Raw genomic sequence first — 19,047 nt, forward strand, 5'->3', positions numbered from 1 at the left:
AGCCGGCCGCGGGCTCCGTCCCGCCCCTCTCGCGGCGAATCCCATCATCCGACCGTTTCGATCTCGGTATTCGATACGCTGATGACAGCGGGCCTCGGGTGTCCCTAGCATCGTCGGCATGAAGCGACAGACGGATCTCACGAAGCGGCGGGCGGTCGACCTGTGCCGCGTGGCCGCCTGTCTGTGTCGAATGCGCTGAATCGGCAGTCTGGCAGGGCAGTTGAAGCCCGCCGCCGATCTCCACGGTGACCTGCTCCGGCCGTCGCGGCCGAGGGTCGCCGCCGTACTCCGCAGTTCCCCGCCCGGTTGCCCGGTCTCCTCTCCCGTCCCGTCATTCGGACAGGAATTCGGACCGAACCCGTCCGGGGCGCCCTGCAGCACCTCCTGAGCAGCACCTTCCGCAAACCGCCCTCGGATGGAGAACACCACCATGAGCCGAAGCGACGTCCTGGTCGACGCCGACTGGGTCCAGGCCCACCTGGACGACCCGAAGGTCGTCATCGTCGAGGTCGACGAGGACACCTCCGCGTACGACAAGAACCACATCCGCAACGCCGTCCGGATCGACTGGAAGCAGGACCTCCAGGACCCGGTCCGCCGCGACTTCATCGACCAGGCCGGCTTCGAGGCGCTGCTGAGCGCCAAGGGCATCGCCAACGACGACACCGTCGTGCTGTACGGCGGCAACAACAACTGGTTCGCCTCCTACGCCTACTGGTACTTCAAGCTCTACGGCCACGGCGACGTCCGCCTGCTGGACGGCGGCCGCAAGAAGTGGGAGCTGGACTCCCGCGACCTGGTCGCCGAGGTCCCGGTCCGCCCGGCCACCGAGTACAAGGCGCAGGCCGCCGACTCCTCGATCCGCGCCTTCCGCGACGACGTGATCGCCGCCATCGGCAACCTCAACCTGGTCGACGTCCGCTCGCCCGACGAGTTCTCCGGCAAGCTGCTCGCCCCGGCCCACCTCCCGCAGGAGCAGTCGCAGCGGCCCGGCCACGTGCCGAGCGCCCGCAACATCCCGTGGGCCAAAAACGCCAACGACGACGGCACCTTCAAGAGCGACGAGGAGCTCAAGGCCCTGTACGAGGCCGAGGGCATCGACCTCGCGAAGGACACCATCGCCTACTGCCGCATCGGCGAGCGCTCCGCGCTCACCTGGTTCGTGCTGCACGAGCTGCTCGGCCAGCAGAACGTCAAGAACTACGACGGTTCGTGGACCGAGTACGGCAGCCTGGTCGGCGTGCCGATCGAGCTCGGCAGCAACTGAGCCCCCGGCTCGAGCCGTAAGTCAGAAGGGAAGACAGACATGTGCGGTGCGAAGGCCGGCGGGCCGGACCTGGCAGGAGTTGACGTGGCGAACGAGACGATCATCCAGGGTTCGGTGACCCGCGACGGTGAGCCGGTCAACGGCTACGTCCGGCTGCTGGACGAGGGCGGTGAGTTCACGGCCGAGGTGCCCACCTCGGCGACCGGCCAGTTCCGGTTCTTCGCCCGCCCGGGCAAGTGGACCCTGCGCGCGCTGGTCCCGGGCCAGACCGTGGACCGTCAGGTGGTGGCCTCCCAGGGCACCGCCGTCGAGGTCGCGATCGCGGTCTGACCGGACCCGGACCGGACCCCGGTCCCAGACCGGACGATCACCCCGAGGGCCCTGCCGCGGCAGGGCCCTCGGCCGTACCGTGGAGAGGTGCAGACACGGCGCCGGCGGCACTTCTACTACGCCATGATGGGCGTGTGCCTGGGCCTGTTCGTGCTGGCCTGGGGCGTGGTGCGGTTCTTCTCGGTGGGCGCCGCGGTGGGCATGTGCGTGGTCGCGATGGTCATCCCGCCGGCCGCGGCGGTGTTCGCCAACAAGCGCGACCCGGACGACGACTGGTGGAACGACCCGCGCTGGGACGACCCGAAGTGGGACGATCCCGGTCACGACCGGGACCGCCCCGACGAAGAGCCGCACGATTCCCGGGGCGGAGGGCGGTAGCGCCTGCCACGGCCCCGCACCCCGCCCGGGCGGCGGTTCAGTACACCAGCGCCTGGACGTCGTTCGACATGATCTCGCTGACGAAGACCTGCGCGCCCGCGATCCGGACGCCCTCGACGGTGTCCTTCTGCTCGATCCCGCGCCGCGCCGCGCACTGGGTGCACAGCGTCACCGAGCCGGCCGCCAGGATCGACTCCAGCAGGTCCGGCAGCGGCGCCGCGTGCGGCAGTTCGAACTCCTTCGCCCTCCCCGGCAGGGCGAACCAGGAGGACTCCCCGGTCAGCCAGAGCGAGACCTCGATCCCGCTGGCGACGGCCACGGCCGCCACCGTGAAGGCCTGGGAGCACCGCTCCGGCGCATCCGCCCCGGCGGTGACCTTGATGACGAGCTTCTTCGACATGGCGCCACCTTAGAGGGCCCGCCGCCGCGGCCCGCCGTCATCCCGGAATCCCGTGGGGAAACCTTGGGCGGCGCCGGAGCGCGGGGGCGCGAAAGGCGACGTGGTGGGGCTCACCGCGACCGGCCCGGGCCCGGCGGATAGAGTGAGCGCCAGCAAAATCCACCACACTGTCGCCGCCTGGGAGCCCCCCGTGTCCGGTCTGGAAATGTTCTTCGACGGTCTGCTGGCCCTCATGGCCGTGCTGATCACCTGGTTCGCCATCTTCTCGGTGATGAAGCTGTACCAGGGCCAGCGCTGAGCCTGCCGTACGGTTGAGGCAGACCGCACCGACCACGACAGCGACCAGGAACATGATCGAGATCCCCTCTGACCTCCACAAGGACGTCGTCCCGCTCGCCTTCCTCCTCGGCACCTGGGAGGGCGCGGGCGTCTATGACTTCCCCGGCACGGAGAAGTGCAACTTCGGCCAGGAGATCGTCATCCGCCACGACGGCCGGCCCTTCCTGGAGTTCCGTTCCCGCACCTGGGTGCTGAACGAGGAGGGCGAGAAGGTCCGTCCGCTGGAGAACGAGCACGCCTTCTGGCGCGTGACCAGCAACCACCACGGCACGAGCGGGGTCCGGGGGATCGAGATCTCCTCCCTCCGCGACGACGGCACCGTCGAGATCTGGTACGGCGAACTGGCCGACGGCAAGCCGCAGGTCGACGTGGCCACCGACGCGGTGGCCCGGATCGAGGGCTCCCCGGAGTACTCCGGCGGCAAGCGGCTGTACGGCTTCGTGAACGGCGAGCTGCTCTGGGTCGGCGAGAAGGCCGCCCCGAACGTGCCGCTGCGCCCGTACATGTCCGCCCAGCTGAGGAAGGTGCTCAGCCCGGCCCAGCTGATCAAGGACATCAACGACCTGCCGGACGACGGCATCGCCTTCTTCAAGTAAGGCCCGCGCACGAGGTAGGGACCGGCCCGCAGCCGGTCCCTACACTTGCATCAGGACCCCCGACCTTGGCAGGGACAGCACCGTGGCGGACACCGGCACCACCGACTGGCAGCTCTCCGGCGACTGGCACCTCTCCGACGACTGGAAGGCCGACCTGCGCGAGCGCGGCTACCGGCTGACGCCGCAGCGCCAGCTCGTGCTGGAGGCCGTCGACGTCCTCGACCACGCCACCCCCGACGACATCCTCAGCCACGTCCGCAAGACCGCCAGCGGCGTCAACATCTCCACCGTCTACCGGACCCTGGAGCTTCTGGAGGAACTGGGCCTGGTCTCGCACGCCCACCTCGGCCACGGCGCCCCGACCTACCACCTGGCCGGCCGCCACCACCACCTGCACCTGGTCTGCCGGGACTGCGAGAAGGTCACGGAGACCGGCACCGAGATCGCGCAGCCGCTGATCGACCGGCTGCGCGAGCAGCACGGCTTCGACACCGACCTCAAGCACTTCGCCATCTTCGGCCGCTGCGCCGACTGCGCCGCCGGGCACCGGGACGGCCGGTCGTAAGCTGGCCGGTATGACCGGTGTGAAGAGCCCGCTGCTTGCCCTGCCCGGAGCCGTCCCCGCCGAGGGGGCCGACGAGGGAGTCGCCGCCCACTACGGCGACATCTTCCGCGAGCAACGCAACCTCGCGCGGGGCACCGGATTCGTGGACCTCTCGCACCGCGGGGTGGTCACCGTCACCGGCGACGACCGCCTCTCCTGGCTGCACCTGCTGCTCACCCAGCACGTCAGCGGGCTGCAGCCGCAGCACGCCACCGAGGCCCTGGTGCTCTCCCCGAACGGGCACGTCGAGCACGCCCTCTACCTGGTCGACGACGGCACCACCACCTGGGCGCACGTCGAGCCCGGCACCCAGGGCGCACTGGTCGCCTACCTGGAGAGCATGAAGTTCTTCTACCGGGTGGAGGTCGCCGACGCGACCGCCGACTACGCCGTGGTCCACCTGCCGGCCGGCTCCACCGCCTCGGTCGAGGGCGCCGCCGCGGTGCGCGAACTCCCGTACGGGCGCGACCTGTTCGTGCCGCGCGCCGAACTGGCCGGGCTCACCGAGAGGTACGGCCCGGCGGCCGGGGTGTGGGCGTACGAGGCGCTGCGGATCGAGGACCACCGGCCCCGGCTGGGCTTCGAGACCGACCACCGCACCATCCCGCACGAGGTCGACTGGCTGCGCACCGCCGTCCACCTGCAGAAGGGCTGCTACCGCGGCCAGGAGACCGTCGCCCGGGTGCACAACCTGGGCCGCCCGCCGCGCCGGTTGGTCTTCCTGCACCTGGACGGCACCGAGGAGACCCTGCCCCCGCACGGCACCGAGGTGCGGCTGGCGGCCGAGCCGGACGGGCGGGCGCTGGGCTTCGTGACCTCCTCGGCCCGGCACCACGAGCTGGGGCCGATCGCGCTGGCGATCGTCAAGCGGAACGTCCCGGTGGACGCGGTGCTGCTGGCCGGGACGGTCCCGGGCACCCAGGACGTGATCGTCCCGCAGTAGGCCGCGGGCCCGGGCCCTGGGCGCCGCCGCCCCGGACCGCTGGTCCCGGACCCTGGGCTCCGGGCCTCCGGGCCTCGGCCTCAGACCTCGACGAGGACGGTGAAGGGGCCGTCGTTGACCAGCGCCACCTGCATGTCGGCGCCGAACCGGCCCGTCTCCACCTTTGCGCCCAGCTCGCGCAGCCGGGCGACCACCTCGTCCACCAGGGGTTCGGCGACCGGGCCGGGGGCCGCGGCGTTCCAGGTGGGGCGGCGGCCCTTGCGGGCGTCGCCGTAGAGCGTGAACTGGCTGATCACCAGCAGCGGGGCCCCGAGGTCCGAGCAACTCTGCTCGACGCCCGCGTCGTCGGGGGGCAGCAGTCGCAGCGTCCAGAGCTTGCGGGCGAGTTGGGCGGCCTTGGCGGGGGTGTCGTCGTGGGTGACGCCGACCAGGACGCACAGCCCGGGCCCCTCGATCGCGCCGACGGTCTCTCCGGCCACGGTCACCCTGGCCTCGGTCACTCGCTGCACCACTGCTCGCATGCCGCCATTGTGCCGGAGCCGCCGTACCGGTCCCGTCGTGGCCCGGGGGCGCACATCTGGGGCGCGCACACCGGTGGCGCGCGCCGTGAAGCGCGCGCCTGCGCAGGGTCGGGCGCCACTCTTCCTGCGGAAAGGACCGGTCATATCAGCCACCCCCGTTCGCCAGGGGGCCGTTCGGGTGCACGGTCGGTGCGCGCGCGCCGGGTGGGGTGGCACGCTGGGGACCGTACGAGGGCCCGGCGCGCCTGGAGGTCCGCCGCACCGGGCCGGGCTCGGCCGGGAGGTCGAGCCGGTAGGTCAGGCGTTCTGGCCGGGTCGCCCCGGCGGGTGGTTCCGGCCGGGGGGCGGAACCGTTCGGATCCCCCGGGCGTGCCAACGGACGGACGCGCGAGCCCGTCGGGGGACGGGCCGGGCCGGCGGCAGGGACGGAGTGCCGCGAGCGGGCGGGATCGACGACGGCAGGTGGGTTGCATGATGGACGCGAGCAGCGCGGCGGGGAACCGTCCCGGGCAGGTGGCGCAGGCCCCCGGGGCTCCCTCCTGGGCGGCCGGCCCGGACGGCGAGCCCGATCTGGAGCGGCTGGGCCTGGACCAGCTGCGCCTGCTGCGCCGGGAGACCCTGGCGCAGGAGGCCGACCTGTCCTACCTGCGGCGGCTGCTGCACGGCCGGATGGACATCCTGCGCGCCGAGCTCGACCGGCGCCCCGGCGGCAACCCCGCCCGCGCCGCCCGGCCGGCGGGCGACGGCGGCGGCGAGCTGCTGGACCGGCTGCCCGCGATCCTGACCGACGCGCCCTCCACCGTGCGGCGCTCGGCCCGGCACGTCACCCTGGGGCCGCCGCGCACCCAGGAGTCGCAGCTGGAGGCGGACGCCCTGATGGGGGACGTCCAGCTCGCCGACCTCGCCGCGCACCCCGCCGAGGAGCTGCTGGCCGCGCTGGAACGGCTGCGCGCGCACGAGCGCGAGGTCTCCGGACGGCGCCGGCGCCTGCTGCGGACGGCCGACGGTTGCAGTGCCGAGATCACCCGCAGGTACCGTGATGGGGAAGCACGGGTCGACGACCTGCTCTCCGAGAGGCCGCTCTGACCGGGTGAGTCGTCGCGGGCGGGTGGGCCCGGCTTCCTCCCGGTCCACCCCCGCCCCCGGAAGGCTCCCGATGTCGCAGTCCGCCAACCCGCCCGTGCTCGCCGAGGTTGTCCGCTCGGGCTTCACCGAGGGCCGCCACCACGGCTCCCTCGTCCTGCTCGCCGCCGACGGTTCGGTGGAGTTCGCGCTGGGCGACCCCGACGCGCCGGTCTTCCCCCGCTCGACGGCCAAGCCGTTCCAGGCGGTGGCCACCCTGCGGGCCGGGCTGGCGATCGAGGGCGAGCTGCTGGCGCTGGCGGCCTCCAGCCACTCCGCAGAATCGTTTCACCTCGACGGGGTCCGGGCGATCCTGGGCTCCGCCGGACTCGACGAGTCCGCCCTGCGCACCCCGGCCGACCTGCCGCTCGACGAGACCGAGGCGGAGCTGCTGCTCGGCGCGGGCGGTGGGCGCGCCCCGATCCTGATGGACTGCTCCGGCAAGCACGCCGGCTGGCTGGCCGCCTGCGTCGCCAACGGCTGGGACACCGCGGGCTACCTCGACCCGGCCCACCCGATCCAGCGGCTGGCCCGCGAGGCGCTGGAGGAGGCCACCGGCGAGACCCCCGCGCACGCCGGGGTGGACGGCTGCGGCGCCCCGCTGCTGGCCGTCACGCTGACCGGCCTGGCCCGCGGCTACCGCGGCCTGGTGCTGGCCGCCGAGGGCACCGTCCAGCGCCGCGTCGCCGACGCGATGCGCGCCCACCCCGAGTACGTGGCCGGCACCCGCCGGGCCGACACCTGGCTGATGCGGGCCGTCCCCGGCGCGCTCTCCAAGATGGGCGCCGAGGCCGTCCAGGTCGTCGCCCTGCCGGACGGCCGGGCGCTCGCCTTCAAGATCGACGACGGTGCCGAGCGGGCCCGCGGCCCGGTCCTGGCGGCCGCGCTGCGCCGGCTGGGCCTGACCGGCGCGCAGGAGACCGTCGAGCGGATAGGCGCGGCCCCGCTGCTCGGCGGCGGCGTCCCGGTCGGCGAGGTGCGGGCGGCGTTCTGAGGCGTGCCTCCGGGCGGCCCCCGGCGGACGCCGCCGGGGTGCGGGCGGACCCGGGCCGGTGCACGGTGGACCGGGGGCCGTCGCACAGCTGAGGGAGTCCGCCATGACCGACCACGTGTACCGGGTGACCGAGATCGTCGGGTCCTCGACCGAGAGCGTCGACGCCGCGATCCGCAACGGGGTGGAGCGGGCCTCCCGGACGTTGCGCAACCTCGACTGGTTCGAGGTGTCGCAGGTCCGGGGCCACCTGGAGGACGGCCGGATCAAGCACTACCAGGTGTGCATGAAGGTCGGGTTCCGGCTGGAGGACTGAGCCCCCGGAAAGCCCACCGGCCGGGGGGGCCCCGGGCCGCCCCCCCCCGGGGGCGGGGCCCCCCCCCCGGGCGGCCCCCCCCCCCCCCCCCCCCCCCGGCCCCGGGGCGGCGCGGGGCGGGCGGCGGCCCGGGCCGCCGGCCCCCGGGGGGGGGGGGGGGGGGGCCGCCGGGGGGGGGGGCGGGGGCCCCCCCCCCCCCCCCCCCGGCCCCTGGCTGTCCCGACCCCGCCCCGAACCGTCCTGGTCGAGCCGGACCGGAACGACGGCTCAGTGGCCGCCCTGCTCCGCGAGGCGCTTGATCGAAGCGGTGACCTCGGCCTCGGCCTCGGCACGGCCGACCCAGTTGGCGCCCTCGACGGACTTGCCGGGCTCCAGGTCCTTGTAGACCTCGAAGAAGTGCTGGATCTCCAGGCGGTCGAACTCCGACACGTGGTGGATGTCGCGCAGGTGCTCCCAGCGCGGGTCCGTCGCCGGGACGCAGAGCAGCTTGTCGTCGCCGCCGGCCTCGTCGGTCATGTGGAACATGCCGATGGCGCGGCACTTGATCAGGCAGCCCGGGAAGGTCGGCTCGTCCAGGATGACCAGGGCGTCCAGCGGGTCGCCGTCCTCGCCGAGCGTGCCCTCGACGTAGCCGTAGTCGGCCGGGTAGCGGGTCGAGGTGAAGAGCATCCGGTCGAGCCGCAGACGGCCGGTCTCGTGGTCGACCTCGTACTTGTTACGCGAGCCCTTCGGGATTTCGATAAGGACGTCGAACTCCAACGCTTCCTCCAAGGTAGGGACTGACAGAATCCAAGTGTCTCCTACGGGAGCGAGTGCTCAGGAAAGGGGCCGGTCGGTGCGAGCTGGGGTGGGGGCGGCAGGCCGTCGCAGGGGGACGGCCGCGGGACTGGCCGGAGCGGCGCTGCTGGTCGCCGGGGCCGTGCTGACCCCGGGCGGTGCGTACGCGCAGCCCTCGCCGGCGCCCGGCCACAGCGCGGGGCGGGGCGAGGACGACGACGGCCAGGGGGGTCGCAGGGGCGACCACGGGAAGGCCGGGCCCCGGACCGGCGAGAGCCCGAGCGCCGGACCGGCCCGGCGGGCCGAACCGCCCGCCGGCTCCGCACCCGCCGGCTCCGCACCCGCCGACGGCGGCAGTGCGCCGGTCGCCCGCCCGGTGCCCCCGGCGGGTGCCGTCCTGGCCGCCGCGGAGGACGGGCCGCAGGCCGCCGCCCCCACCGCCCAGGGCCTGCAGCAGGCGCTCCGTTCCGCCCTCGCGGACCGGAGCCTCGGCACCGTGACGATCGCCGTCGCGGACGCCGCCGACGGCCGCCTCCTCTACGGCTCGGGGGAGAACACCCCGGCCACCCCGGCCTCCACCACCAAGCTCGCCACCGCGGTCGCCGCGCTGTCCCTCCTCCCCGCGGACACCCGGCTCGCCACCCGGGTGGTCCGCGGCTCGACCCCGGGCACCGTCACCCTGGTCGGCGGCGGGGACCCGACGCTCACCGCGCTGCCCGCCGACCAGGTGCAGATCGGCGGACAGCCCGTCGACGCCGACACCGCCCCCGCCTCCCTGGAGGCGCTCGCCCGGCAGACCGCCACCGCCCTCAAGGCGGCCGGCACCACCACGGTCCAGCTGGACTACGACCTGTCGATGTACACGGGCAGCCCGCAGCACCGGAACCACGACGCGCAGAACATCGCGCTGGTCGTCCCGCTGATGGTGGACGAGGCCAAGGCCGACCCGAGGAGCCGGGAGGAGGCCCCGAACCGCGTCGCCGACCCGGCCGGCGCGGCCGCCGACGCCTTCGCCGCGATGCTCGCCGCCCAGGGCGTCACCGTCGAGGGCAAGGCCAGGCCCGCCACCGCTCCGGCGGCCGCCGACGCCCCCGTCCTCGGCAAGGTCGAGTCGCCGACCCTCGCCCGGCTGGTGGAGCGGCTGCTGACCACCTCGGACAACCAGCTCGCCGAGGCGATCGCCCGTCAGGTCGCGCTGGCCGCCCACCAGCCGGCCGGCTTCGAGGGCGCGGCGACCGCCGTCACCCGGCAGCTCGCCGCACTGGGCGTCCCGATGACCGGCGTGGTCCTCGACGACGGCAGCGGCCTGCACCCGGACGACCGGATCCCGCCCGCCGTCCTGGTCCGACTCCTCGCCCTGGCCGCCTCCGACCAGCACCCCGAGTTGCGCCCGGTCCTCACCGGCCTCCCGGTCGCCGGGTTCAGCGGCACCCTCGACAGGCGCTACGGCACCGGCTCCGGTGCCGCCGACGCGGCCGGGCTGATCCGCGCCAAGACCGGAACCCTCAGCGGCGTCAACACCCTGGCCGGCACCGTTGTGGACGCCGACGGCCGCCTCCTCCTCTTCGCCGTGATGACCCGTACCTCCGCCTCCGCCGACACCGCCCGCGCCGCCATGGACCGCATCGCCGCCCGCCTCGCCGCCTGCGGCTGCCACTGACCCGCCCGCGCCGGGGCGACCGTCCGGACCGGCCGCACGGCGCCGACCGCGCCCCACCACCGCCGGGCCGGCGGCCCGGGTTCGGGGGCCGTGCGGGCGGGCAGGAGGGGTGGAGGGCGGGTGTCCGGGCCGTCGTTCGTACCCGTGGGCCGGTGCTTCCGGGCGGTGGTCGCGGATCCGGGGCCGGTGGCCGAGGTGTTGCCGGCAGGTGGCTGCCGTTGGTGGTGATGAGCACGTACGGTGAGGGCATGACGAGCGCGAGTGGCGGGGCTGACATGGTCGACTGGAATCTCGCGGTCGCTACCGCGACGAGGCTGGTTCGGCCGGGGCCGGAGGTGAGCCGGGCGGAGGCGGCGGCGGTGGTCGCCGAGCTGCGCCGGCACGCCCTGGAGGCGGAGGAGCACGTGCGGGCGTTCACCGGGATGCGGTCGAGCAGCCTGGCCGCGGCCGCCGCGACCCCCGTGCTGGTGGTGGACCGCCCCGGGTGGGTGCGGGCGAACGTGGCGGGCTTCCGGACGGTCGTCCAGCCGCTGGTGGAGAAGCTGCAGGCGCGGCGGGCGAACAGTGCGGCGGCGGGCGTGTTCGGCGCGGTGGGGGAGAAGGCCACCGGGATCGAGGTCGGGGCGCTGCTGGCGTTCCTGGCGACCAAGGTGCTGGGCCAGTACGAGACCTTCGCGCCGGCCGAGCCCTCGCTGGAGGCCCCGGACAGCCCGGCGGCGCTGTTCGACAAGCCGCGGCTGAGCCCGGAGGGCCCCGGTCCTGGCCGGCTGCTGCTGGTGGCGCCGAACATCGTCCACGTCGAGCGCGAACTGGACGTGGACCCGTCCGACTTCCGGCTCTGGGTGTGTCTGCACGAGGAGACGCACCGGACGCAGTTCACGGCGGTGCCCTGGCTGCGCGACCACATCCAGTCCGAGGTGCAGGCCTTCCTGGCCGAGACGGACGTCGACCCGGGCGCCCTGCTGGACCGGCTGCGCGAGGCGGCGGGTTCGCTCGGCGGGGCGTTGCCCGGGGCGGGCGGCCGGGAGGGCCGGGACGGCGCCTCGGCGAACCTGCTGGAGATCGTCCAGTCGCCCGCGCAGCGGGAGATCCTGGGGCGCCTGACGGCGGTGATGTCGTTGCTGGAGGGCCACGCGGACGTCGTGATGGACGGGGTCGGGCCGGCCGTGGTGCCGACGGTCGCGGAGATCCGGGAGAAGTTCCAGCAGCGCCGCGACCGGGGGGCGAACCGGCTGGACCTGATGCTGCGCCGGCTGCTGGGCATGGACGCCAAGCTGCGGCAGTACCAGGACGGCGCGGTGTTCGTCCGCGCGGTGGTGGAGCAGGTGGGCATGGAGGGGTTCAACCGGGTGTGGACCTCCCCGAACACCCTGCCGACCAAGGACGAGATCCACGACCCGGCGGCCTGGGTCGCCCGGGTCGCCCGCTGAGGAAGCCGACGAGGCGGGACCGCCGCTGGTCCGTGGCGGTCAAACCCGCTCGTACGAGTGGTCCAATCGGGCAGGTGGTGGGTGAAGATACGTTTCTCCATTCACCCGAACGTGGGACGGTGGTCGTACCGATGGCGCGGGTGGCGTAGCGGGTCGCCGCTTTCTGCCACCATCTGTGAGCGCCCGGTAACGCGGCGCTCATGTCGGCGCGCGGCCCCGGCCGCGCCCGCCGCAGTCCTGTCCCCTCCGCCGAGGAGTCGTCCGCCGTGGGCCCTCACCCCGCCGTAGCCGCGATACGCCTGGCCGTCCGCCGTACGCTCACCGACCTCGCCGCCGAGGCCGGTACCACCTTCACCGCGCCCGTGCGCGAGCCCCGCGAGCGCCCGGCCGGTGCGCCGCTGGTGGGCGCCGCCGTCGGCACCACCCTGATCGGCAACGCCGCCCGCCACCCCTCCGGTCTGCCCCGCACCCCGGCCGCCCCCGGCTCGCCGCTGGTGCTGGTCGCGGTCAGCGGCGGCGCCGACTCGATGGCGCTGGCCATCGCCGCCGCCTTCGAAGCCCCCAAGATCGGCCTGCGGGTCGGCGCCGTCACCGTCGACCACGGCCTGCAGCCCGGCTCCGCCGACCGCGCCGCCCAGGTCGCCGAGCGGCTGCGGTCGCTCGGCCTGGACCCGGTCGAGGCGATCCCGGTGCAGGTCGGCCGCGACGGCGGGCCGGAGGCGGCCGCGCGGGACGCCCGCTACGCCGCCCTCGACGAGGCGGCCGAGCGCCACGGCGCGATCGCGGTGCTGCTCGGCCACACCCGGGACGACCAGGCCGAGACCGTCCTGCTGGGCCTCGCCCGCGGGTCGGGCGCCCGCTCGCTGGCCGGCATGCCGGCCCAGAAGGGCCGCTACCGCCGGCCGCTGCTGGAGCTGGACCGGGCGGCCACCCGGCAGGCCTGCTCCGCCCAGGCGATCCCGGTCTGGGACGACCCGCACAACTGTGATCCCGCCTACACCCGCTCGAGGGTGCGCCACGAGGTGCTGCCGGTGCTGGAGAAGCACCTGGGCGGCGGCGTGGTGGAGGCGCTGGCCCGCACCGCCCGGCTGTTCCGCGACGACGCCGACGCCCTCGACCAGTGGGCCTCCCTGGCCGAACGCGACCTCCGGACGGGCGAAGGCACCCTGGACGCCGTGAAGCTGGCCGAACTGCCGTCGGCCGTCCGGCGCCGGGTGCTGCGCCGGGCCGCGCTGCGCGCGGGTTGTCCGGCCGGGGACCTGTTCGCCCGGCACCTGGAGACGGTGGACCTGCTGGTCACCGGATGGCGGGGTCAGGGGCCGCTGCACCTACCCGGGGGAGTCGAGGCCACCCGCCGGTGTGGCACGCTGGTCTTTCGGCGGCAGGGCGACTGAGGGCGAGGCACGTCCCGGGGGAGCCGGCCGCCGGCCACACAGACCCCGAACGTTTGAGGACGTATCCCCGGTGGACCAGAACGACATGGGCGCTGACCTCGCAAAGGTGCTCATCAGCAAGGACGAGATCGACGCCAAGCTCCTGGAGCTGGCCGAGCGGATCGACCGGGACTACGCAGGCAAGGACCTGCTGATCGTCGGCGTCCTCAAGGGGGCCGTGATGGTCATGGCCGACCTCGCCCGCGCCCTGCACTCGCAGGTCACCATGGACTGGATGGCGGTCTCCTCGTACGGCATGGGCACCAAGTCCTCGGGCGTGGTGCGCATCCTGAAGGACCTGGACACCGACATCGCGGGCCGCGACGTCCTGATCGTCGAGGACATCATCGACTCCGGTCTGACGCTGTCCTGGCTGCTGGGCAACCTGGGGTCGCGCGGCCCGGCCTCGCTCGAGGTCTGCACCCTGCTGCGCAAGCCGGACGCCGCCAAGGTCGAGATCGACGTGAAGTACGTCGGCTTCGACATCCCGAACGAGTTCGTGGTCGGCTACGGGCTGGACTACGCGGAGAAGCTGCGTAACCTCCCCTTCATCGGGACCCTCGCCCCGCACGTCTACGGCGGCTGAGGCCCGTTCGGGCTACGGGCGGGAACAGTAGGTGGTTCCCGCCCGTTGGACCGGGGGGACAAAGAACGACGGCCGTGTCGCCGCGCTCCCGCCATGGGCGGGTCCGACTGCGGTACGGTCCAATAAACCGCTCTTCACATGAGCACCGACCCGGATGCGCCGAGGCCCCCCGCCTCCCGGCGCCGTTGAGTGGCAGGAGGGACGGGGCGGCAACGCCCCGCATGGATGGACGTCAAGCGATACTTCCGTGCGCCGATCATGTGGATCGTGCTGGCCGTCCTCGCCGTCATCGTACTGATGCAGGTCGTTTCGGACTCGAACGGCTACAAGACGGTGGACACCGGTCAGGTGGTCGCGGCGATCGACGCGCACAACGTCAAGTCGGCGCAGATCACCACCGGTGACTCGAACACGATCAAGATCCAGCTGAAGGACGGCGCCACGCTGTCCGCGGCCGGTACGGGCAAGGCCCCGTCCGGCACCAAGTTCCAGGCCTCGTACATCGGCGACCAGGGTGTCGCGATCGCCGACAAGCTCCAGGCCCAGATCAACGACAAGGACTCGAACACGCTCGCCGAGGGCTACACCGTCAGCCCGGAGAAGCAGAGCACCTTCGTCAGCCTGCTGCTGTCGATGCTGCCGATCGTGATCATCGTCCTGGTCTTCCTGTTCCTGATGAACCAGATGCAGGGCGGCGGCTCGCGCGTCATGCAGTTCGGCAAGTCCAAGGCCAAGCTGCTCACCAAGGACACCCCGAAGACCACCTTCGCCGACGTCGCGGGCGCCGACGAGGCGGTCGAGGAGCTCCACGAGATCAAGGAGTTCCTGCAGGAGCCGGCCAAGTTCCAGGCCGTCGGCGCCAAGATCCCCAAGGGCGTGCTGCTCTACGGCCCGCCCGGGACCGGCAAGACCCTGCTGGCGCGTGCCGTCGCGGGCGAGGCCGGGGTGCCGTTCTACTCGATCTCCGGCTCCGACTTCGTCGAGATGTTCGTCGGTGTCGGTGCCAGCCGGGTCCGCGACCTGTTCGAGCAGGCCAAGGCGAACGCCCCGGCGATCGTCTTCGTCGACGAGATCGACGCCGTCGGCCGGCACCGCGGCGCGGGCCTCGGCGGCGGCCACGACGAGCGCGAGCAGACCCTCAACCAGCTGCTGGTCGAGATGGACGGCTTCGACGTCAAGGGCGGCGTGATCCTGATCGCGGCGACCAACCGGCCCGACATCCTGGACCCGGCGCTGCTGCGCCCGGGCCGCTTCGACCGCCAGATCGCGGTGGAGCGCCCGGACCTCCAGGGCCGCCTGGACATCCTCAAGGTGCACCAGAAGGGCAAGCCGATCGCGCCCGACGTCGACCTGTCGGCCGTCGCCAAGCGCACCCCCGGCTTCACCGGCGCCGACCTCTCGAACGTGCTCAACGAGGCCGCGCTGCTGACCGCCCGCTCGGACAAGAAGCTGATCGACAACGGCATCCTGGACGAGGCGATCGACCGCGTCGTGGCCGGTCCGCAGAAGCGCACGCGGATCATGTCCGACAAGGAGAAGAAGATCACCGCGTACCACGAGGGCGGTCACGCCCTGGTCGCGGCGGCCTGCCAGTACAGCGACCCGGTGCACAAGATCACCATCCTGTCCCGCGGCCGGGCCCTCGGCTACACCATGGTGCTGCCGGACGAGGACAAGTACTCCACCACCCGCAACGAGATGCTCGACCAGCTGGCGTACATGCTGGGCGGGCGCGCGGCGGAGGAGCTGGTCTTCCACGACCCGACCACCGGCGCCTCGAACGACATCGAGAAGGCCACCGCCACCGCGCGGGCCATGGTCACCCAGTACGGCATGACCGAGCGCCTGGGTGCGATCAAGTTCGGCACCGACAACTCGGAGCCGTTCCTGGGCCGCGAGATGGGTCACCAGCGCGACTACTCGGAAGAGGTCGCCGCGCTGGTCGACGAAGAGGTGAAGAAGCTCATCGAGAGCGCGCACAACGAGGCCTGGGAGATCCTGGTCGAGAACCGCGACGTGCTCGACAACCTGGTTCTGGAACTCCTGGAGAAGGAGACCCTGAACAAGGAGCAGATCGCCGAGATCTTCGCCCCCGTGGTCAAGCGCCCGGCCCGGCCGGCCTGGACGGGTTCCACCCGTCGCACGCCGTCCACCCGGCCGCCGGTCCAGTCGCCGAAGGAGCTGGCGCTCACCAACGGCGCCGCCGCGACCGACACCGCTCCGGTGGACGTCGTGAAGCTCCCGCCGCTGCCGGCCTCCGAGCCGCCGACCGAGGGCTGACCGCCCGGAGCCGGGCCCGGTTCCCCGGGGGAATGGATGCCGCGTCACCAGGGTTTGTACCCTGGAGGCGCGGCATCCGTGCTGTTCAGCCAGAGTCTTCCCACACGTAAGCGAGGCCCGCATGATCGACCCGGTGACGCTCGACGGCCCTGTCGCCGTCGGCACCTTCGACCAGAAGCGGGCCGAGAACGCCATCCGCGAGCTGCTGCTCGCCGTCGGGGAGGACCCGGACCGCGAGGGCCTGCTGGAGACCCCGGCCCGGGTGGCGCGGGCCTACAAGGAGATATTCGCGGGCCTGTGGCAGGAGCCCGAGGACGTCCTGACCACCACCTTCGACCTCGGCCACGACGAGATGGTGCTGGTCAAGGACATCGAGCTGACCTCGGTCTGCGAGCACCACCTGGTGCCGTTCCGCGGGGTGGCGCACGTCGGGTACATCCCGTCCGCCAGCGGCAAGATCACCGGCCTGTCCAAGCTGGCCCGGCTGGTCGACGTCTACGCCCGCCGCCCGCAGGTGCAGGAGCGGCTGACCAGCCAGGTCGCCGACGCGCTGATGCGGATCCTGGAGCCGCGCGGGGCGATCGTCGTGGTCGAGTGCGAACACATGTGCATGTCGATGCGCGGCATCCGCAAGCCCGGTGCCAAGACCATCACCTCCTGCGTGCGCGGCCAGCTGCGCGACCCGGCGAGCCGGGCCGAGGCGATGAGCCTCATCATCGGCCGGTAGCCGGTAGCCGGTAGCCGGTAGCCGGTAGCCGGTAGCCGGTAGCCGGTAGCCGGTAGCCGGTAGCCGGTAGCCGGGCGGCCCGTGGGCGCGGCCGCCGGTGCGGCGGCTCAGAGCACCTCGTGCTCCGCGTGCGGCGGGGCCGGGGTGCCCAGCGCGTTGCGGCGCTCGGGCATCCGCAGGGTGACCATCCGGCGCCAGCCGAGGACGCGGTCGTACAGGTACAGCGCGTGCACCCCCAGGGTGACCAGGGCGAGCTGCCAGCGCGGCCAGCCCAGGATCCGCGCCATCCGGGCGGTGACCGCGAGACCGACGTCCCGGTGGGTGCGGATCTCGCCCCGGGCGGTGGCCTCCAGGGTGTGCCGGATGTACGGGCCGTGGCCCGCGTCCTTCAGCCGCAGCAGCTCCTCGTGGCAGTACGCGAGGTGGTTGTCCTCGTCGGCGGAGATCATCCGCATCGCCCGGCCGAGGTCGGGGTTGTCCCCGTACACCTTGACCAGCTGGCGCATCTGCTCGGCGGCGCGCTGCTCGGTGACCCGGCTGTGCGCGAGGTAGACGATGATCTCCCGGTCGCTCAGCGGGACGTCGCTCTTCAGCCGCTCGTGGGAGAGGCCGACGCCCTGGCGCTCCAGCAGCATGCAGTAGTCGGCCTCCTCCGGGACGGGCACCTTGGGCAGGCCGCGCTTGTTCAGCAGCTGGGCGAAGATCCGGCCGTGCTTGCGTTCGTCCGCGCCGTGCCGGGCGACCTTCGGCGCGAGGACCGGGTCCTGGGTGAGGGCGGTGATCCGCTCGTTCTCCCACCCGCCCTGGTCCTCGCCGCCGGCCGCGATGCTGCAGAACAGCTGGTACGCCTGGTCGTTCCGGTAGATCTCGTCGAAGAGCGAGCGGGTGCTCAGCACGGCGCCTCCTGCGCGCATCCGGGGCGGCGTCCGCCGGGTGTCCGGCGGGCGGCCGCGATACGTTCCCCCGAACCGCCGGACGGTCGGGCCGACCGGCGGGTAATCACCCGCACGCCTCAGCCGAGGTGGGTGCCCAGCCATTCGAGCGAGGCGGGCAGCTCCCGGGTCCAGCTGTCGAAGTTGTGGCCGCCGTCGTCCAGGTAGAGCGACTCGACCTTGAACTGCGGGTTGGCGGCGGCCGCCTGGGTGGCCTGGTCGACGAACTGGACGGTCTGCGGGTAGTCGCCCTCCTTGCGGGTGGAGACCACCAGCAGGTTCAGCGGCGGCACCGGGAGGTTCTGCAGCCGCCAGCCGAGGTCGTGCTGCTGGGTCAGCGCCTTGTCGCCGTTGAAGAGGTCGCCGCCGGTGTAGTTGTCCTGGCGCACCGCGAAGTCGCCGTGCAGGCCGGCGGCGTTGCCGTAGACGTTCGGGAAGCGCATCGCCAGCCGCATCGCGCAGCTGCCGCCGGTGGAGTAGCCGAACAGGCCCCAGGATCCGGCCGAGCGGCCGAGCCGGTAGGTGCTGTGCAGGGCCTGGGGCAGGTCCTTGACGAACCAGCTCTCCGTCTTCGGGCCGCCCGGGACGTCCACGCACTCGGTGTCCCGGGACGGGACCACCGCCGGGCGGGCCATCACCAGGACGGTCGGCGGCATCTTGCCGGAACGCTGCAGCTCGGCCGCCGTCTGCACCAGCGGCAGTTCCTTGAGCAGGTTCAGGGTGGTGCCCGGGTAGCCGGCCAGTGCCACCAGGACGGGGAAGCGGACCAGGGCGAACTTCGGGTCGAAGTACTCGGGCGGCAGGTAGACGAACATCTGGTCGGAGAAGCCGGTCTCCTTGCCGTTGACCCGCACCGACTCGACCTTGCCGACCTCCTCCGGCGCGCCCTTCGGCAGGTTGGTGACGGTCTCCAGCCCGCCCTCGGTGGTCGGCTGGATCAGGTCGTCGGAGACCGGGGTGCCGCCCTTGTGGTTCTCGTTGCTCGCCAGCGCGAGCTTGGCGCCGCCGGGACTGAGCAGGTCGTCCCAGGAGGTGTAGAACCCGAAGGAGTTGTTCACCGAGAGCGCCAGCACGGCGAGGATCGACACCTGAACGACGGTCAGCAGGCCGATCCGGCCGAGCACCGGCAGCGGGCGCTGCTTGGCCAGCCGGGGCCAGATCCACAGGGTGGTGACGAGAGCCGCGGCACCGAGTGCGAGCAGCGAGTTCACCAGCGCGTCGCTGGTCAGTTCCATGCCGTCGGCCTTCCGGTGGGACACTGTCGGAGCAGGCTTCATCGTCTGGCGGCCCGTCAGGCCGGGCCACCGCTGCTAGGCCGACCGGGCGCCCGGGTGGGCCGGGAGGGCGGGCGGAGACCGGGGGCAACCGGCACCCTAGAATGCGGCGTCCACCGTACGTAACGCGCACCGGAGGGC

Annotated in this window: 21 protein-coding genes; 16 read left to right on the top strand and 5 right to left on the bottom strand. The window is 73.1% G+C overall.

Annotated elements, in window-relative coordinates; translation table 11 throughout:
• The first annotated feature begins 118 nt into the window (after window positions 1–118).
• From ACGF07_RS26540 to ACGF07_RS26555, 4 genes are all read left to right on the top strand, one after another.
• Window positions 119–199, top strand: a complete 81-nt coding sequence (locus ACGF07_RS26540; protein WP_350517234.1) for an Ms5788A family Cys-rich leader peptide — start codon at window positions 119–121, stop codon at window positions 197–199.
• A 231-nt stretch (window positions 200–430) separates the two neighbouring features.
• Entirely contained in the window at window positions 431–1,267 is an 837-nt protein-coding gene (locus ACGF07_RS26545) for a sulfurtransferase (protein WP_350737340.1), read from the top strand.
• 39 nt (window positions 1,268–1,306) lie between these two features.
• Window positions 1,307–1,597 carry a DUF1416 domain-containing protein gene (locus tag ACGF07_RS26550; protein ID WP_030059605.1) on the top strand — a complete coding sequence of 97 codons (291 nt, stop codon included), beginning with the start codon at window positions 1,307–1,309 and terminating at the stop codon, window positions 1,595–1,597.
• Window positions 1,598–1,684: 87 nt separating this feature from the next.
• Window positions 1,685–1,975, top strand: coding sequence for a DUF3099 domain-containing protein (locus tag ACGF07_RS26555; RefSeq protein WP_350737343.1), 291 nt, complete (start codon window positions 1,685–1,687; stop codon window positions 1,973–1,975).
• Between the two features lie 37 nt (window positions 1,976–2,012).
• On the opposite strand, the gene ACGF07_RS26560 is transcribed toward ACGF07_RS26555, so the two are convergent.
• Window positions 2,013–2,375, bottom strand: coding sequence for a DsrE family protein (locus ACGF07_RS26560; RefSeq protein ID WP_350737346.1), 363 nt, complete (start codon window positions 2,373–2,375; stop codon window positions 2,013–2,015).
• 350 nt (window positions 2,376–2,725) lie between these two features.
• Here ACGF07_RS26560 and ACGF07_RS26565 point away from each other — a divergent pair, with 350 nt between their 5' ends.
• The 3 genes from ACGF07_RS26565 to ACGF07_RS26575 all read left to right on the top strand — a co-directional run bounded on the left by ACGF07_RS26565 (window position 2,726) and on the right by ACGF07_RS26575 (window position 4,857).
• A complete protein-coding gene (locus tag ACGF07_RS26565; protein ID WP_350737348.1) occupies window positions 2,726–3,310 on the top strand; it encodes an FABP family protein in 585 nt (194 codons plus the stop codon).
• 82 nt (window positions 3,311–3,392) lie between these two features.
• The gene (locus ACGF07_RS26570; RefSeq protein ID WP_350737351.1) at window positions 3,393–3,875 is read left to right on the top strand and encodes a Fur family transcriptional regulator; all 483 of its coding nucleotides are present in this window, start codon (window positions 3,393–3,395) and stop codon (window positions 3,873–3,875) included.
• 19 nt (window positions 3,876–3,894) lie between these two features.
• Window positions 3,895–4,857 carry a folate-binding protein gene (locus ACGF07_RS26575; protein WP_350737426.1) on the top strand — a complete coding sequence of 321 codons (963 nt, stop codon included), beginning with the start codon at window positions 3,895–3,897 and terminating at the stop codon, window positions 4,855–4,857.
• A gap of 80 nt (window positions 4,858–4,937) precedes the next feature.
• Here ACGF07_RS26575 and dtd read toward each other — a convergent pair whose 3' ends face one another.
• A complete protein-coding gene (dtd, locus tag ACGF07_RS26580; protein ID WP_350737353.1) occupies window positions 4,938–5,378 on the bottom strand; it encodes a D-aminoacyl-tRNA deacylase in 441 nt (146 codons plus the stop codon).
• Window positions 5,379–5,849: 471 nt separating this feature from the next.
• On the opposite strand from dtd, the gene ACGF07_RS26585 reads away from it, so the two are divergent.
• The 3 genes from ACGF07_RS26585 (at window position 5,850) to ACGF07_RS26595 (ending at window position 7,807) form a co-directional block, all read left to right on the top strand.
• Window positions 5,850–6,464, top strand: coding sequence for an ABC transporter substrate-binding protein (locus tag ACGF07_RS26585; protein WP_392902670.1), 615 nt, complete (start codon window positions 5,850–5,852; stop codon window positions 6,462–6,464).
• 70 nt (window positions 6,465–6,534) lie between these two features.
• The gene (locus ACGF07_RS26590) at window positions 6,535–7,494 is read left to right on the top strand and encodes an asparaginase (RefSeq protein WP_392902672.1); all 960 of its coding nucleotides are present in this window, start codon (window positions 6,535–6,537) and stop codon (window positions 7,492–7,494) included.
• Window positions 7,495–7,597: 103 nt separating this feature from the next.
• Window positions 7,598–7,807: a dodecin gene (locus ACGF07_RS26595; RefSeq protein WP_224285507.1), complete on the top strand. Its 210-nt coding sequence runs from the start codon at window positions 7,598–7,600 to the stop codon at window positions 7,805–7,807.
• A gap of 267 nt (window positions 7,808–8,074) precedes the next feature.
• Here the strand turns inward: ACGF07_RS26595 and ACGF07_RS26600 are convergent, their stop codons facing one another.
• The gene (locus tag ACGF07_RS26600) at window positions 8,075–8,566 is read right to left on the bottom strand and encodes an inorganic diphosphatase (RefSeq protein WP_030059594.1); all 492 of its coding nucleotides are present in this window, start codon (window positions 8,564–8,566) and stop codon (window positions 8,075–8,077) included.
• Window positions 8,567–8,642: 76 nt separating this feature from the next.
• Here ACGF07_RS26600 and dacB point away from each other — a divergent pair, with 76 nt between their 5' ends.
• The 6 genes from dacB (at window position 8,643) to folE (ending at window position 16,700) form a co-directional block, all read left to right on the top strand.
• The gene (gene dacB / locus ACGF07_RS26605) at window positions 8,643–10,244 is read left to right on the top strand and encodes a D-alanyl-D-alanine carboxypeptidase/D-alanyl-D-alanine-endopeptidase (protein WP_392902676.1); all 1,602 of its coding nucleotides are present in this window, start codon (window positions 8,643–8,645) and stop codon (window positions 10,242–10,244) included.
• A 248-nt stretch (window positions 10,245–10,492) separates the two neighbouring features.
• Window positions 10,493–11,674 (top strand): zinc-dependent metalloprotease, encoded by a 1,182-nt coding sequence (locus ACGF07_RS26610; protein WP_392902678.1) that lies wholly within the window; start codon window positions 10,493–10,495, stop codon window positions 11,672–11,674.
• A 266-nt stretch (window positions 11,675–11,940) separates the two neighbouring features.
• Complete coding sequence (gene tilS / locus ACGF07_RS26615; RefSeq protein WP_350737368.1) at window positions 11,941–13,068, top strand: tRNA lysidine(34) synthetase TilS; 1,128 nt, start codon at window positions 11,941–11,943, stop codon at window positions 13,066–13,068.
• A gap of 70 nt (window positions 13,069–13,138) precedes the next feature.
• Window positions 13,139–13,693, top strand: a complete 555-nt coding sequence (gene hpt, locus ACGF07_RS26620; protein WP_030059589.1) for a hypoxanthine phosphoribosyltransferase — start codon at window positions 13,139–13,141, stop codon at window positions 13,691–13,693.
• A 225-nt stretch (window positions 13,694–13,918) separates the two neighbouring features.
• On the top strand, window positions 13,919–15,973 hold the full coding sequence (gene ftsH / locus ACGF07_RS26625; RefSeq protein ID WP_392902682.1) for an ATP-dependent zinc metalloprotease FtsH: 2,055 nt from the start codon (window positions 13,919–13,921) through the stop codon (window positions 15,971–15,973).
• Between the two features lie 121 nt (window positions 15,974–16,094).
• The gene (gene folE / locus ACGF07_RS26630) at window positions 16,095–16,700 is read left to right on the top strand and encodes a GTP cyclohydrolase I FolE (RefSeq protein WP_350737374.1); all 606 of its coding nucleotides are present in this window, start codon (window positions 16,095–16,097) and stop codon (window positions 16,698–16,700) included.
• Between the two features lie 107 nt (window positions 16,701–16,807).
• On the opposite strand, the gene ACGF07_RS26635 is transcribed toward folE, so the two are convergent.
• Both ACGF07_RS26635 and ACGF07_RS26640 read right to left on the bottom strand, forming a co-directional pair.
• Window positions 16,808–17,596, bottom strand: a complete 789-nt coding sequence (locus tag ACGF07_RS26635) for a ferritin-like domain-containing protein (RefSeq protein ID WP_350737377.1) — start codon at window positions 17,594–17,596, stop codon at window positions 16,808–16,810.
• A gap of 116 nt (window positions 17,597–17,712) precedes the next feature.
• Window positions 17,713–18,867, bottom strand: a complete 1,155-nt coding sequence (locus ACGF07_RS26640) for an alpha/beta hydrolase-fold protein (protein ID WP_350737380.1) — start codon at window positions 18,865–18,867, stop codon at window positions 17,713–17,715.
• Window positions 18,868–19,047 lie beyond the last annotated feature (180 nt).

Source organism: Kitasatospora sp. NPDC048194 (genome assembly GCF_043202455.1).
In the GTDB taxonomy this organism is placed as follows: Bacteria; Actinomycetota; Actinomycetes; order Streptomycetales; family Streptomycetaceae; genus Kitasatospora.

Bases quoted from the DNA above. Each gene is read 5' to 3' on its own strand.
- ACGF07_RS26540 (WP_350517234.1), top strand. From the start codon at position 119: ATGAAGCGACAGACGGATCTCACGAAGCGGCGGGCGGTCGACCTGTGC.
- ACGF07_RS26545 (WP_350737340.1), top strand. From the start codon at position 431: ATGAGCCGAAGCGACGTCCTGGTCGACGCCGACTGGGTCCAGGCCCAC.
- ACGF07_RS26550 (WP_030059605.1), top strand. From the start codon at position 1,307: ATGTGCGGTGCGAAGGCCGGCGGGCCGGACCTGGCAGGAGTTGACGTG.
- ACGF07_RS26560 (WP_350737346.1), bottom strand. From the start codon at position 2,375: ATGTCGAAGAAGCTCGTCATCAAGGTCACCGCCGGGGCGGATGCGCCG.
- ACGF07_RS26565 (WP_350737348.1), top strand. From the start codon at position 2,726: ATGATCGAGATCCCCTCTGACCTCCACAAGGACGTCGTCCCGCTCGCC.
- dtd (WP_350737353.1), bottom strand. From the start codon at position 5,378: ATGCGAGCAGTGGTGCAGCGAGTGACCGAGGCCAGGGTGACCGTGGCC.
- ACGF07_RS26585 (WP_392902670.1), top strand. From the start codon at position 5,850: ATGATGGACGCGAGCAGCGCGGCGGGGAACCGTCCCGGGCAGGTGGCG.
- ACGF07_RS26590 (WP_392902672.1), top strand. From the start codon at position 6,535: ATGTCGCAGTCCGCCAACCCGCCCGTGCTCGCCGAGGTTGTCCGCTCG.
- ACGF07_RS26595 (WP_224285507.1), top strand. From the start codon at position 7,598: ATGACCGACCACGTGTACCGGGTGACCGAGATCGTCGGGTCCTCGACC.
- ACGF07_RS26610 (WP_392902678.1), top strand. From the start codon at position 10,493: ATGACGAGCGCGAGTGGCGGGGCTGACATGGTCGACTGGAATCTCGCG.
- ftsH (WP_392902682.1), top strand. From the start codon at position 13,919: ATGGACGTCAAGCGATACTTCCGTGCGCCGATCATGTGGATCGTGCTG.
- folE (WP_350737374.1), top strand. From the start codon at position 16,095: ATGATCGACCCGGTGACGCTCGACGGCCCTGTCGCCGTCGGCACCTTC.
- ACGF07_RS26640 (WP_350737380.1), bottom strand. From the start codon at position 18,867: ATGGAACTGACCAGCGACGCGCTGGTGAACTCGCTGCTCGCACTCGGT.